Origin of the sequence: Hydrobacter penzbergensis (genome assembly GCF_900106985.1) — a bacterium.
GTDB lineage: Bacteria > Bacteroidota > Bacteroidia > Chitinophagales > Chitinophagaceae > Sediminibacterium > Sediminibacterium magnilacihabitans.
In genome coordinates this window covers 216,890-231,124 of the sequence record NZ_FNNO01000003.1, presented here as the reverse complement: position 1 = coordinate 231,124, position 14,235 = coordinate 216,890, and the positions used below count along the sequence as shown (strand labels likewise).

Genomic DNA, 14,235 nt, shown 5'->3' with positions numbered 1-14,235 from the left:
TTAGTCTATATTTTATGTGAATCAGGAAACTTTCTGAAGCTTGTTCTGTGTTATAACAGACTTATATCGACATAAAAGCTTCGCTCATTTCATGGCAAACTTTGTCACGCGAGAACCGGGATGCTAATTTTTTATTATTAGCGCTCATATTATTTCTAAGTGTTTCATTTCTTATCAGTTCATTGATTGCATCGGCAACTTGTTTTTCGCTTTTAGGCTCTACCCAGATAACATTTTCAGGCATTTTTAAATGATCAACTGCAGCGCGTATCCTTGTAGTGATAACAGGCAATCCGGAAGCAACGGCATTGAATAAAACCATTGAGAACCCTTCCGTATGAAAAGTTGGTAAGATCAGTATATCAACACAGTCGTAGAAGTGCTCTGTTTCGCCTTCTTCCACCCATCCAATAAACCTCAGATAAGGATCAAGGCCGAGTTCTCCGGCAAGCTGCTTCACCTGGCTAAAATCTTTGCCATCGCCCACAAGAATAAAATCGCATTTATCCTTACAATCCACTAATGGTATGGCCTTCAAAAATTCAAACACTCCTTTTTCATCAACCACACGACCTATAAAAATGATTTTCATCTTGTCGTTGTTCAACTTGTATTTTTTTCTGAACTCCGCGCTTGATATAAGCCGGGAAGGGTCTATAATATTGCAGGTGACAGACACTTTTTCAGCTATACCAGTATTGTATTTGCTGATGGTGCTTTTTTCTTCTTCGGAAAGAAGCAGCCATAAGTCTACATGCCGGGTAAGATGGGGAACGATGATCCGCTTATATAGAAAAGACCTTGTTGTAAACACGGACATATCCGAGCCATGTGATTTGATTGCGATCTTCAGTTTCTTATAATAAAAACATTTTACCAGGAATATGGTGATGGCATCCCTGACGGAAGCAAGGGGGTCGAAGCGGGAATTCAGGTATAAAATATCAGGTGAAAATGTATATAATGCGGAGATGATATTGAATGAATTTAAAACCACATCGAATAACCTTCGAGTATGCCCCTGCACGGAGTAATCTTTTCTGCCATACCTGGCAGACCTGCATTGAAACCCAATCTTGTTAAGCCCGTCCAGTTCGTCTGTCCCGGGCAAAACATGTGCTTTTGGATTGATTCCAATTAATACTTTCATGAAGTTGTCTTTTGCTTAATTGATTATGAGAAAACCAGCAGCTGTTTGAGCTGATTAGAAATTGCCGCAGCGTGAAGAAGCCTTACAGGACACCATAATATTTCGATTTTACCAATTGAAGATGCTTTTGAAGCTCTTCGGCTGTATCAAACCTGTTCCTTATTTTTTTAGCGGGCGATCCCCCATATATGGAGTAAGGTTCAACATCTTTTGTGACCAGGCTGGCAGCTGCAATGATGCTTCCTTCGCATATTTTGGCGCCTCCGCATATCGTACTGCCATAGCCAACCCACACATCGTTTTCAATGACGGTGATGAGCTCAAGCCCTTTCCAATTATAATCTGCATCACGTATTTGCATGGCTAGTCTTGTGGGGGTACCTATTTGCTGAAAATTGTGATCGTATTTGCCAATCACTGCAACACGATTGCCAAACATGACATTGTCGCCAATTACTGCATCGGCCTCAATCAGGCCTTCCCTTCCGATATAGAAATTTTTTCCAATCACCAGTTTTCGTTGTGCCTGTAAGCGTACGCGTATACCTGATGAAAACCCCGGACCGATGGAGTATTTCCTGTATTTTATTTTCCTGAGTAGCTCATTTCTGACTTTCTTAAGTGCTTTAATAATAGACATAGAAATGTTATTTATTGAAGAGACATAAATGCTTCATACATCTCATCGCAAACTTTATCCCGTGAGAATTGAGTTGCTAATTTTCTATTGTTAGTACTCATATTGTTTCGGAGCTCATCGTTCTTTATCAGTTCGTTGAGCGCTTCTGCAACCTGTTTTTCATTTTTGGGCTCTACCCATATAACATTTTCGGGCATCGTTAAATAGTCGATAGCGGTACGCATCCTGGTGGTAATCACCGGTAATCCTGAAGCAATTGCTTTGAATAAAACCATCGGAAAGTCTTCTCCCTGAAAAGAGGGGCAGACCAGTATATCAACACAGTCGTAAAAGTGCTCTGTTTCACCCTCTTCCACCCATCCCAGGAACCTTATATAAGAAGTTACGCCAAGATCAATGGCAAGTTCTTTGGCTTCGCCAAGATCTTCTCCGTCTCCGACGAGTATGAAATCACATTTATCTTTTCGTTCCACCAGCGGCACAGCCTTTAAAAATTCAAATACACCCTTTTCATAGACGACATGGCCGATAAAAAGAATTCTCAGTTTCCCATTGTTGAGATGGTATTTTATTCTGAAATCATCGTTTGAGATTAGCCGGGAAGGCTCAATGATATTACCGGTGACAAATACTTTTTCTGCCATTCGCCAGTTGTGTTGTTTAACAATCGTTTTCTCTTCTTTGGAAAGGAATAACCACAAATCAACATGACGGATAAGGTAGGGAATGATGACACGCCTGTATAGCAAGGAACTGCTGGTAAACACAGACATATCGGATCCGTGTGATTTTATGACAATGTTTATTTCTTTATAATAAAAACATTTCACCAGGAACAGGGTGATAAAATCCCTCACGGAAGCGACGGGCTCGAAGCGCGAATTGAGGTATAAAATGTCAGGTGAAAATCGATACAGCGTTGAAATGATGTTGAATGAATTGGATACTGTATCGAATAATCTTCTGATTACCCCATTCACTGAATAATTTTTTCTGCCATACCTGATGGGTCTGCATAGCATGCCGGTATTGGCAAGCCCGTCCAATTCATCAGTTGCAAGATGGATGTGACCCTTAGGATTAATTCCAATTAAAACTTTCATCATATAGATTTGAATTTTATTAACTAAATAGCAGCTTTTTAAAATACCCGCTCTCTTTCATGCATGGGTGCAGCAGGGTTCCCGACTACTGTTAGATGATCATAAATGGTTTTTGTTACTATGGAGCCGCAGCCTATTTTAACATGGTCGCCGATATAAATTTTCCCGATTATGCAAACATTGCTGCCTATGTCAACATAATCACCTATAACCGGCGATCCGCTGAAGCCACCGGTTTTAGTTTGTTTATGACCGATGGTTATACAATGCCTCAACGTGCAATTTTCTCCGATCACCACTTCTTTGTTCATGACCAGGCATTGCCCATGAAATAAAGTGAGGTTTTTTCCGATTTTCACATTCCATGGTATTTCAATACAGAAAAAACATTCAACAAGAATTTTATAAAATATCAGATAGGGGGCGCCTAAATAGTAATATATCCGGCGCCTTGAACAAAAATTAGCGATCCTGAAAAGCAACAGAATAGCCCTTCCTTTCGGGTTTGCTTTATTTGCTCGCCAGTCCTGGAATATGAATTGAAAAAATGACATGAAGATTGTTTGAAACGGATTTAGTGCTCATATACTTCTTTAAAAATATGGTCGTACTTCGATGCAATAGCTGCTGGACCATATTGCTGCGAGACAAAATCTTTCATATTGCACACGAGGTGTTCGTAAGTTTCCTTTTTCCTGAGTATTGAATTTTCAAGTTCCTTTTCCAACTGGTCTTCCTGGCCGGCACTGAAAATGAACCCCGTTGTGCCTTCTTGTATATACTCCCTGAATCCTTCTAAATCGCTTGCGATAACAGGAACCTGGTAATAATAAGCGATCATCAGCGGGCCGCTTTGTGTTACATCTTTATAAGGAAGGATAAGATAATGGGAAGAGGCAAAATAATCAGGTATCTCGTCGTTTTCAATATACCGGATATCTGCAACTATATATTTGTTATCCGCGATCATTGGTTTATAAACAGATTCCCAGTCATTGCAATCTCCCGCGATGATCAGCCGGAAATTATTGTACTTCAGTGATAATTTTTTGATCACGGTAATCAGGATATCCAGTCCTTTGTAAGAGGCGATATTTCCAAAGAATAAAAATTGGATAGTACTATAGTCTTTTTTAATACCGGAACTGTCTCCAAAACACTTCAGGGCCAGCGGGACTGAAAATACCCGTCTGCATTTTGATTCAAGCAGTTTTGCCTGGGACCTGGAAAAAGTGAGAACGGTATCGAATTTTCTGAGAAATACTTCCCTGCTTGCACGCTTTATTATTTTATGTTTCCATCCGCTGTGGTATGCAACATCATGGATTCCATAAACGGTTTTATCCTTCCTGATGAAAACAGCAAATAATAACCTGAAATAGACATCTTCAAAATCATTTATATAAATGATATCGTAATGGCCTCTTCTGATCTCCAAAATCAACCTTATATACAAGGGGATATTGAAAGGGTTTCTTCGCCGATATTTCAAACGGACGATTCGGGATTGTATAAGTTTATTTTCTTCCCTTAATCTGTTCAACTCTTTTCCCCAATGGATGTAGACAGATTCCGGTATGAGTAACCTGAAAATGATTTCATGAATTTTGCTGAGATGCGAAAGGATATTTATATCGGCATCGATCAGATTTACTGAGGATAGATAAAATATTCTCATGAATAAAAGAATTATAAAGTGTGTGTGTCTGCAATGGCGGATTGCGACCGGACTGTTTTTATCCACCGTGTGATTGTTAAGACAACAGCAACCAGCGCCCAAACGATTCCAAATAAAGTAACTGCCATATATTTAGATGTCAGGTAGGCATAACCGGCAATAAAGAGGACCGTTGCACTATAAAAATTCATAACCCCCCTGATTGTCAGTATACCCTTTTTCACAAGAATGTAGTCCTGGCATATGTGGAAGATTAAAAAGGAAATAAAGATGGAAATATTTACAACCGTAAGTGAATGAATGAAAGATAAGCCCACCAATATAGACGAAACAACAATGATGAGACTGATGATATTGATGATCATATCAACCTTTTCAAGTTTCATTGATATCAACACAGTGGCCTGGAGCATACCCGTAGGAAAAAGCAGCATCGTCAAAAACATTTGCTCGGTATAGATTGGTGCAGCGGCATACTGTTGCCCGAATAGGAAGGGGACCATCCACCCGGAAAATGAATAGATAAAAGTGTATATAAAAAGGCCATAGATCAGAAAAAAGTGCAGGTATTTTTTATAACAGGCAGTGAATTGTGATGTATTGCCTGCATTGTATAATGAAACAAAATGAGGAAACAATGTAGCAGAAAGGATTAGCGGCACTATTTGAAAGAAGGAAAATATGCGAAATGAAATTTCGTATATGGCTACATCGAAAAGGGAAAGCATTTTAGAGATAATGATATTTCCGATGCGCCAGTAGACCACGGAAGCACTTCCGATGACAAGAAAGGGCCAATTGTTTATAACGATCCTGGCTACTTCTTTGATGGGTATCTTATTGATAAGAAGTGACCGTGTATCAAGTCTTTGCCTCAACCCAAATTTCAGGAAAAGGTTAAGGGTAAGGAACCTGATGCAGATCAATCCGAATGATAAAGCGATAATTGACATAGGGAAGAAGCAGAACAGCAGAACCATTAAAAATTTCAGAATAGAATCGGCAACAACAATCTTGAAAGTAATGTGTTGAGCAGCTCCTGCAATGTTCAGGCATTTGATAACATAAATGAGATTGTCAAAAACAATATTGATTCCTGCGAGAGCTGCGAGCAGGCGAATTTCATGATTATCATACAATGCAAAGGCAATTAATACATTGAACAGGTAAAAGCCGGCGCCGCAATACAACTGCAATTTCAGAAACTTACTTATGATCTTTTCTGTATTACCCGTATTGGCAACCTCCCGGGTGAACCATTGCCCCAACCCCAGGTTGGAAATGGTTGTCAGGAACTGGTAAATAGAGATGGCAATGAGAAAATACGAAAAATCGGTAGCGCTGTATTTTCTTGCAAGCATTACATAGAACAGGCTTATTAAAAGTGCTTGCGATATATTCGATGCCAAACCCCAAAAGCTGTTGCGCATCAGGCTTGACTGCCATAAGGATGTTATTTTTTTAAAATAATAAAGGATCATAGTGGAGAAAGTTGTTCTCTGATGGATGTATTAATAAGTTTGTTTTCTGTGCTTGTTAAATTGAAAGCATTGGATTTAATCACAAAACAGGTCAATGAAGTCAATAAGATCACAATTCTTGCATCGGTTAATGTATAAAGTGAGTTAAAGGAAACGAGCCAGCAAATGATGGATGCTATGCAAAAAAGAGCGAAGTGATTTGTTCTTGTTTCCAGGTGGGCGTACAGCGCTTTTGATACTGGTATAATGATCAGTAAAAAAGAGATTACAAACCCGATAATGCCGAACTCCGTCAATAATTTAAGATAGCCATTTTCAGGCTGGTCCAGCAATAAGATGCTATTGTCTTTGAGAACATAGTATTGATCGGAGGAATAATGATTGGCGTAGTCTTTATAGTTCCCTATGCCAATTCCTAAGAATTTGTGATCCAAAAAGATGTTATAGGCTTCTTTCCATATATAAGCGCGGAATGTGTAAGAATCGTCAAAAGTATTCATGCGCTTGAAAAGAATGAATGAATCTTTCAGGAAAGACATAGAAACCATTGCAATAAATGTTCCCAGTCCAATAAAATACCGCATTCTCCATCCCAAAAACAGTACGAGGAAACAAAAGCCTGCCGTCAATCCAAAAAAGCCTGATCGCCCCCCGGAAAGAAACACTGCAACGACGACTAGGCTGAATAATAAATAATTTACAGCGGCTGGTTTAAAAATATTTTTGAAGTTGATCAGGAATAAAAAGCTAAGCATGCCGAGAAATTGTGTGTTCATTTGTGCATCCATGAAAAAGCCCGGATATCGAATCCCTTCTTCGGCGGATACATTGGGATTCAAACCCGGGCTGCGGTTTTCATAGAAATTAAATGTTATTCCAACCAGCATCTGCATGATCATAAAGACCACTGCTACCAGGAATGACCATTGAAATACACGAATCATTTTGTGCATCAGGCCGGGGTTAACGAAAAGCTCTTTCAGCAAAAGCCTTGAGAAGATAAATATGGGTAAAACGGACAGTATGCTGAATAATGAATTGGTGACAAATTCAGAATAAAAACTTCCTGTTAATAAAATGACCATCAACCCACTGAACAGGTAGAAATAGATCTTGTTTTTATCTGAAATGAAAATGAAATCTTTAATGAAGAAGAAAAAGGCAAAATAAGCGAGCACTGCAAATACCTGTAACCCGCCAAAAGCTGCTGGTGTTACTCCAAGACTCATTAAAGGAAGACAATAGCCGTTGAACAGCAAATAGGACTCGCGTGAGTATTTGCTCTTGAAAAAAGATATAAAAAATGAAAGCAGTGTAAGTGCTGCTAATGCAATTAAAAGCGCCATTAGTAACGGTCTTTAGAAAGAATGGGCTTGACCCTAGTTGACGATTTCAGATAAATGAAATTGATTTTGCTGCACTAATTCAACATGAGAAGCATTTACTTCAGCCATCATCATAACGCCCAGTGATGGCAACATGATTTTTATCGTCTTGTTAGACGCTGAAAAGACCAACCCTTCCTGTCCCATCAGCGCTCCATTTGTTATGCGAACAGCGTCTCCATTCCGAACAGCTATCTTATCTAACTGCACATTTTCATATTCTTTGAGGAACTTTTTAATAATAATTATTTCTTCGTTTCGTATGACCGCTGGTTTATTCATCCAATAAACAAAATTGATTACGCCGGCAGTAGAACGTACTACTTGCTTGTCCTTTTCATCGATCCTCACAAATACATAACTTGTGAACAAGGGAATCATGATCAATTTTTTTCTGTCACTCCACTGACGATAAACTCTGTTAACGGGGCAATAGCTTTCAATGCTTTTGGCTGACAGCAAGCCTGCTACTTTTTTTTCCCATCCGTGTTTCGTGTAAAGTGCGTACCATTTAGCTGAGTTTAACATAGTGTTTTGTATTAAGATTTTAAAGAAATGCTTCGCAAGTCCACTCCCATACGATGTATGAGAGGGCCTCTCCATAATAATTTTTCGAAATCCAACCTATTTTTCAGGACAAAACAGTCTTCGCTCTTTGATGCCCGTAATAACCATATCCTTCCTTACCGTTATGCCCATATCCATACGAATGGCCGAACCCTGAAGTAGCAATGCCTCTTCTCCTGATCCCATTGAATACGATATGCACATTTTTCAAATCTTGCATTTTCGGGTCTTCATCAATGATCAATAATTTTTCCTTTGGGGTAATACCATGTCTGACTACAAACAGGGTGAGGGTAGCGAATTTGCAAATCGTGTATGCATCGGGCACAGGGTTGATGGGAACGGAATCGATAATGATGATATCGAATTGATTCTCCAGTTCTTTCATCAATATATCGAAGTTGCTGTTCATTAGTAACTCCGAAGGATTGCTTGGTGCATTACCTGCCGGAATGATAAAGAGATTATTATAAGTGGCTGTACGATAAATGCAGGACTCCAATATGGAAGATGGCTGATCGGTTTCCAGCACATCGCTTAACCCCGTTTCATCGTTCAAATGAAGCGCAGCACTGAGCTTTGGCTTGTACATGTCAGCTTCAATCAGCACTGTTCTCTTTCCCGCCTGTGCAAAAACTACGGCAAGGTTGATTGCTACAAAACTTTTTCCTTCTATTGCCATGGAAGATGTAACCATGATCACTTTACCCTTTTCCTTTAACAAGCTGGATGCCACCGAACTGCGGAGACTTCTGAATTGTTCGGTAATGGCGGTCCTGCTGTGTTTCCTGACAACCAGCATCTCTTTTGATCTTTTATATCCCAGCTCGCCAATTATAGGAAGTACGGTCAGTTCTTCTATTGTGCGCCTGAACAATACTTTATTACTGAAAAACTCCCTTGCATCTATGCTAAACGACACAAACACTATGGGCAATACCAAAGCGATTAAACAGATCAGCCATGCCCTTGGACTTACCGGCTGAGCGGATGATTGCGCTTTATCAATGATTTTGCTACCGGCAACTGCGGCATTGAATGCAAGGCTTGCTTCTTCTTTCTTTTGAAGCAGGAAGCTGTAAATACTATTTTCTATATTTTGCTGCCTGCTGATCTTTGCTAGTTCCTTTTCCCTGTCAGGCAGCGTATTTAGTAAGTCGTTATAATGCGAACTTGTTGCAACGAGCTTGTCTTTTGCTGCGAGGATACTGTTGCGCTGGTTCCTTACATTCTCCAGCACGTTTGGTTTTATCTTTGCGATCTCATTTTTAACAGATAATAAGATCGGATTCTCTTCTGCTGTTGTCTTTCTTAATTTTTCATATTGGATTTCGGCTTCGTATAATTTGTCGAGCAATTGTGTGAGCATGGGATCTTTAATCCCAAGCGTGGATGGAACGAGGCCCGGCTGACTTTGTTTGGACAATACATAAGATTCAATTTGGTTCAGCACCGAAAGCTGAATGTCCATTTCACTGATCTTTTGATCATTTGCGCTCACATTCTGCAAATATTGGTTGCTCTGCTGGCTCACATTTACAATGCCGTTTGCTGTTCTGAAACTCTGGACATCTGCTTCAACATCATCCAATTGTTTTCCCGACAGTTTCAATCTCTTTTCCACGAAATCAAGCGTATTCGCCGCGGCTGCAGCCTTATCATTAATAGACGCTTGTGTATAACAGTTAATCAGTTCATTAATAATGGCTTCTCCGCGTGCCGGTACGGCATCTTTATAGCTGATATTGATTACCGTCGATAATTTACTCGTAGGGGATACCTCCAGGTTATTTTGTATTTCATTGGTTGCTTTTGGCAGGCTGACCAACGAAAAGAAAAATGTTTTTGATGGAACGCTGGTAGTTGCGAGCGGGTTTTTTGAAAAACGGATACGGCCCCAGGGAGAAGCTGTCCATTTATTTAATGGATAAGTAGCGTTGCTGGTAATCACAGTTTGAGTATGTGCATCATACCTGAATTTCACCCTGTTGACTTCATAATGAAGTTCTTCAGGTTTTTCAAGCTCTATCTGCACCGGGCTGGTAAGATAAGCAGAACGATAAACAGAAACGGGTAGATGAACTGTCCGGTAGATAAAGCCGGATTTTTCTTCTATCGGTGCATATAAATACAAATGGGTAACCATTTGAGAAACCATAGACCTGGAATGAATTACTTCTATTTCATTTTCTACTATCTTCTTTTCACCAAAAAAATTAAGAGCATCTTCAGCCTTTGAATCGTCGAGCCCTTTCTTTTCATCTTTTACCAGTATGGAGGCGGTTACTCCATATATGGGGGCAGTATATTCCAGGTAAACCAGCCCCACAGCAAAGCTTACGATAACAGCTGCCAGGAATAACGGCCAATAAGGCAGGTATCGAAAGGACATCCGTTTCAACAGGTCTGTATCGTTCTTTTCGATATAAGCGTCTTTGGAAACTTTCATTCTTTTCATTACTACCTGTTTAAGTATAAACTGTTGGTTGCAACAACTAAGAAAGACAGGGCGGCAAATACTACCGGCATTAACTGCCTTGAATTATTAACACTCCTCACTTTATCTTTATTCGGCTGGACATACACTACATCATTCGGTTCCAGCTTATAAAATGATGAACTGAAAATATCTTTCGCATTGAGGTTAATATGATGCGCCGTCTTATTTTTACCATTGTCCCGTATTAATAATACGTTATCGCGCCTGCCATAAATGGTTAGGTCGCCTGCAAAACCTAATGCTTCAAGGATTGTTATTTGCCCGTTTGGGACGGCAACCACGCCAGGATGCCCCACTTCGCCAAGAACAGTGACTTTATAATTAGTGATACGTGCGGCAACAATAGGGCCTACCAATAGTTTCTTATCTGATAAGGTCTTCTCAATGTAATCACTCAACTGGGTTGTCGACAGTCCTTCTACATGCATCGTCCCGATCATAGGGAAAAGAATATCTCCTTTGTCGTTTACCAGGTAACCGCCCTGCTGGGAGCTTACTCCATTCAAAGTGGAAGATGAAGCCTGAAGGGTATTCGGCGCATTAAATACTGCCGAAGCTTCTGCATTCAGGCTACTTACTGAAATGCTCAAAATATCATTTTTATGAATCAGTAACGTGTTCGATTGTGCAGATTGTATTTCACCGTCCTGCAGGCCGTTGAAATAAGTTGTTTTATGCATGTTAACACATGAAGGAAGTATAACCGATAGTAAACAAATGTATCTATGTAAATTCCGCATGATTTTTCTGGATAAAGAATTTATACAAAGGAAGAAGGAATTTGACAGGAGGGAAATAGAACCCGCTTCCTATCACTTGTAGGACTAGGTAGTGCGAATTTGTAGAAGAGATTCTACGCAAGTGCAATCATTTTCAATTGTACTTTCGAGATGATTTTCAGGCAATTTATTATCAGGAATTATTTTTCAAAATGAACATGAAATGATCTATAGAAGTAAAGCCCCCTTACGAATTGGCCTGGCAGGTGGTGGCACTGATGTAAGTCCGTATAGTGACTTGTATGGAGGTGCTATACTGAATGCAACAGTTTCTTTATATGCATCGGCAAGTATTGAGCCCATCAAACAGAATGGTATCATCATTACATCTGTGGATCAACAGCAGGAACAATACTTTGAATGGGGAAAAAGGCTGCCTATTGATGGAAAACTGGATCTGCTGAAAGGAGTGTACAACCGGATCCAATACGACTTTGGCTTTCCAAAGACAAGCTTTCGTTTATCTACACACGTTGATGCCCCGGCTGGTTCGGGGCTTGGTACTTCTTCTACTCTTGTTGTAGCCATCATTGGTGCATTTGCAGAAATGCTACGGTTGCCGTTGGGCGAATATGATATTGCCAATTATGCTTATGATATCGAAAGAAATGATCTGCGAATGGCCGGTGGAAAACAAGACCAATATGCAGCTACTTTTGGCGGAGTCAATTTTATGGAGTTTTATGCAGATAATAAAGTGATAGTGAACCCGCTTAGGGTCAAAGAACAGTATTTATTCGAATTGGAAAACAATCTCCTTCTTTATCATATATCTGCCAGGCGTGGATCGGCAAAAATCATTGAAAGACAAAGTAGTAATGTGGCAAACAAAAAAGAACAACCGATCCTGGCAATGCACCAGTTGAAAGAGCAGGCCCTGATGATGAAGGAAGCCTTATTAACAGGTAATATACATGAGATCGGCAACATACTTGATTACGGTTTTTTACAAAAAAAGAAAATAGCGGAGGGGATCAGTAATGAACGGATCGATGAAGTTTACCAGGCCGCTAAACGTTCTGGCGCAACAGGCGGAAAAATTTCAGGAGCCGGCGGAGGGGGATTCATGACGTTTTATTGCCCTGCCAACACAAAGCACCAGGTAATGAAAACACTTGAAAAGTTTGGCGCGGGTATCAAACGTTACCAGTTTGTTGAACATGGTTTAAAAACCTGGGCCATCTGATTAAAAAAAATCAGCAAATCGAAACCTGCTTGCAACGACTAAAATGTGGTTGATGTAATTAGTGATACCCTCAGGAAAAATATCTTAAATACTTGTTTTACAAAAAACAACATCTTATGGGGTTAGGTTATTATAAAAAGTTAAAAAAAAGGCATATTCTTAAACGATTAGTTACCGAACGCTTCAGTGAACCGCTTCACATGAATATCGTTGCCTTCTTTGTCTGGATATTTGGCTCCTACAAGGCTAAGATATGGTTCGATTTGGTACTGAGACAAAATCATGCTTATTCGTTGTTACAAGCTGCTGAACATGCTATTGCCAACGGGATTAAAAAGATAACGGTCATTGAATTCGGTGTGGCAACAGGCGGAGGGTTAATGAATATTGGCAAGATCTGCCAAAAACTGAGCAAAATATATCAAGTGGAATTCCAGGTATTCGGATTCGATACTGGAGAAGGTATGCCAGAACCAATGGACTACCGCGATCATCCTGAATTGTATAAAAAAGGAGATTTTAAAATGAACCGGCTATTATTGGAGAGTAGATTACCTGCTAATTGTCAGCTTGTGATTGGCAAAGTCAAAGACACTATCCCACATTTCCTTCAGCATACCGATCTGATCAATGCTCCTATAGGCTTTATTTCATTTGATCTGGATTATTACTATTCTACTAAAGAAGCATTGTCCATTCTGCAACACCATCCGGAAAGCTATCTTTCACGCTTCCCTGTGTATTTTGATGATATTGCTCTTTGGTCGCACAATTCCTGGGGTGGAGAATTACTGGCCATTGAAGAATTCAACCAGACGCATCCTATGCGCAAAATTGAGCAGAACAGGTTCTTATTTTATAATAGGATATTCAAGCATGCTGCCTGGCTGGAGCAAATTTATTTTGTGCATGTATTGGATGCTCCTGTCAGGAATCGTATACGGGTCAATGAACCGGCGGATGTGCTGGTGAATCCTTATTTATAATGTGTTATCATTATGAAGACAAAAGAAGCGATCATCCTGGCCGGTGGCCTTGGCACCAGATTACGCGAAGTTGTTCCTGATCTTCCCAAATGCATGGCATCTGTAGGAGGGCAGCCTTTCCTGTTTTACCTGATCAACCAATTGCGTCGTGAAAGGGTTGAAAAATTTATTTTCTCACTCGGATACAAACACAAAATCGTCGAGGATTATTTGAGTGGTCATTTTTCTATGCTTAATTATAGTTGTACCGTGGAAAATGAACCATTGGGTACCGGCGGGGCTACCCGTCTTGCCTGTCAACAGACAACGGAAGAGAACGTGATAGTAGTGAACGGAGATACATTGTTTGACGTTGATACCGATGAACTCTTTGCTTTTCATTTGCAGCGTGATGCAGAATCCACACTGGCGCTCAAGCCTATGCGGAATTTTGACAGGTATGGAGTTGTGGAGCTGAACAAGAACAACAGTATTAAATATTTTAAAGAAAAACAATTTTATCAAATAGGACTCATTAATGGAGGTGTTTATATTATGAATGTTGTAAAATTCCTTGAAAAAAAATTCGATGCTAAGTTCTCTTATGAGAAAGACTATCTCGAACGCTACTGTCAGGGAGGGAAAATATATGGACTTATTCAGGATGGTTATTTTATTGATATTGGAATTTCATGCGATTACGAAAGGGCACAGGCGGCATTTCCCGGCCTGTGCTGATATAAAATAATTTCTCAAATGCTTGTAACCCCTATCAATAAAGGGTTACATCCGTTTTAACCC

At 39.9% G+C, this 14,235-nt stretch carries 13 protein-coding genes; 3 read left to right on the top strand and 10 right to left on the bottom strand.

Features of this window, described 5'->3' with window-relative positions:
• Positions 1 to 61: 61 nt before the first annotated feature.
• The 10 genes from BLU98_RS05565 to BLU98_RS05520 form a co-directional block, all read right to left on the bottom strand.
• Positions 62 to 1,150, bottom strand: coding sequence for a glycosyltransferase family 4 protein (locus BLU98_RS05565; RefSeq protein WP_092722850.1), 1,089 nt, complete (start codon positions 1,148 to 1,150; stop codon positions 62 to 64).
• An 82-nt stretch (positions 1,151 to 1,232) separates the two neighbouring features.
• Complete coding sequence (locus tag BLU98_RS05560; protein ID WP_092722848.1) at positions 1,233 to 1,790, bottom strand: acyltransferase; 558 nt, start codon at positions 1,788 to 1,790, stop codon at positions 1,233 to 1,235.
• An 11-nt stretch (positions 1,791 to 1,801) separates the two neighbouring features.
• Entirely contained in the window at positions 1,802 to 2,896 is a 1,095-nt protein-coding gene (locus tag BLU98_RS05555) for a glycosyltransferase family 4 protein (protein WP_092722846.1), read from the bottom strand.
• A 35-nt stretch (positions 2,897 to 2,931) separates the two neighbouring features.
• A complete protein-coding gene (locus BLU98_RS17725; protein WP_257574728.1) occupies positions 2,932 to 3,252 on the bottom strand; it encodes an LbetaH domain-containing protein in 321 nt (106 codons plus the stop codon).
• A 215-nt stretch (positions 3,253 to 3,467) separates the two neighbouring features.
• Positions 3,468 to 4,571 (bottom strand): glycosyltransferase family 4 protein, encoded by a 1,104-nt coding sequence (locus BLU98_RS05545; RefSeq protein ID WP_092722842.1) that lies wholly within the window; start codon positions 4,569 to 4,571, stop codon positions 3,468 to 3,470.
• A gap of 11 nt (positions 4,572 to 4,582) precedes the next feature.
• Positions 4,583 to 6,001: an oligosaccharide flippase family protein gene (locus BLU98_RS05540; RefSeq protein WP_257574733.1), complete on the bottom strand. Its 1,419-nt coding sequence runs from the start codon at positions 5,999 to 6,001 to the stop codon at positions 4,583 to 4,585.
• 47 nt (positions 6,002 to 6,048) lie between these two features.
• Positions 6,049 to 7,281, bottom strand: coding sequence for an O-antigen ligase family protein (locus BLU98_RS05535; protein WP_257574727.1), 1,233 nt, complete (start codon positions 7,279 to 7,281; stop codon positions 6,049 to 6,051).
• Between the two features lie 150 nt (positions 7,282 to 7,431).
• Positions 7,432 to 7,965, bottom strand: a complete 534-nt coding sequence (locus BLU98_RS05530; RefSeq protein ID WP_092722928.1) for a UpxY family transcription antiterminator — start codon at positions 7,963 to 7,965, stop codon at positions 7,432 to 7,434.
• Positions 7,966 to 8,068: 103 nt separating this feature from the next.
• Positions 8,069 to 10,462, bottom strand: coding sequence for a GumC family protein (locus BLU98_RS05525; RefSeq protein ID WP_092722836.1), 2,394 nt, complete (start codon positions 10,460 to 10,462; stop codon positions 8,069 to 8,071).
• Between the two features lie 2 nt (positions 10,463 to 10,464).
• Complete coding sequence (locus BLU98_RS05520) at positions 10,465 to 11,184, bottom strand: polysaccharide biosynthesis/export family protein (protein WP_257574726.1); 720 nt, start codon at positions 11,182 to 11,184, stop codon at positions 10,465 to 10,467.
• A 262-nt stretch (positions 11,185 to 11,446) separates the two neighbouring features.
• Between BLU98_RS05520 and BLU98_RS05515 the strand changes: the two genes are divergently transcribed.
• From BLU98_RS05515 to BLU98_RS05505, 3 genes are all read left to right on the top strand, one after another.
• Complete coding sequence (locus BLU98_RS05515) at positions 11,447 to 12,469, top strand: GHMP family kinase ATP-binding protein (RefSeq protein WP_092722832.1); 1,023 nt, start codon at positions 11,447 to 11,449, stop codon at positions 12,467 to 12,469.
• Positions 12,470 to 12,561: 92 nt separating this feature from the next.
• Positions 12,562 to 13,455 carry a class I SAM-dependent methyltransferase gene (locus BLU98_RS05510; protein ID WP_139173842.1) on the top strand — a complete coding sequence of 298 codons (894 nt, stop codon included), beginning with the start codon at positions 12,562 to 12,564 and terminating at the stop codon, positions 13,453 to 13,455.
• Positions 13,456 to 13,467: 12 nt separating this feature from the next.
• On the top strand, positions 13,468 to 14,172 hold the full coding sequence (locus BLU98_RS05505) for a nucleotidyltransferase family protein (protein WP_092722828.1): 705 nt from the start codon (positions 13,468 to 13,470) through the stop codon (positions 14,170 to 14,172).
• Positions 14,173 to 14,235 lie beyond the last annotated feature (63 nt).

Bases quoted from the DNA above. Each gene is read 5' to 3' on its own strand.
- BLU98_RS05545 (WP_092722842.1), bottom strand. From the start codon at position 4,571: ATGAGAATATTTTATCTATCCTCAGTAAATCTGATCGATGCCGATATA.
- BLU98_RS05520 (WP_257574726.1), bottom strand. From the start codon at position 11,184: ATGCATAAAACAACTTATTTCAACGGCCTGCAGGACGGTGAAATACAA.
- BLU98_RS05555 (WP_092722846.1), bottom strand. From the start codon at position 2,896: ATGATGAAAGTTTTAATTGGAATTAATCCTAAGGGTCACATCCATCTT.
- BLU98_RS05525 (WP_092722836.1), bottom strand. From the start codon at position 10,462: ATGAAAAGAATGAAAGTTTCCAAAGACGCTTATATCGAAAAGAACGAT.
- BLU98_RS05540 (WP_257574733.1), bottom strand. From the start codon at position 6,001: ATGCGCAACAGCTTTTGGGGTTTGGCATCGAATATATCGCAAGCACTT.
- BLU98_RS05535 (WP_257574727.1), bottom strand. From the start codon at position 7,281: ATGAGTCTTGGAGTAACACCAGCAGCTTTTGGCGGGTTACAGGTATTT.
- BLU98_RS05505 (WP_092722828.1), top strand. From the start codon at position 13,468: ATGAAGACAAAAGAAGCGATCATCCTGGCCGGTGGCCTTGGCACCAGA.
- BLU98_RS05560 (WP_092722848.1), bottom strand. From the start codon at position 1,790: ATGTCTATTATTAAAGCACTTAAGAAAGTCAGAAATGAGCTACTCAGG.
- BLU98_RS05565 (WP_092722850.1), bottom strand. From the start codon at position 1,150: ATGAAAGTATTAATTGGAATCAATCCAAAAGCACATGTTTTGCCCGGG.
- BLU98_RS05530 (WP_092722928.1), bottom strand. From the start codon at position 7,965: ATGTTAAACTCAGCTAAATGGTACGCACTTTACACGAAACACGGATGG.
- BLU98_RS05515 (WP_092722832.1), top strand. From the start codon at position 11,447: ATGATCTATAGAAGTAAAGCCCCCTTACGAATTGGCCTGGCAGGTGGT.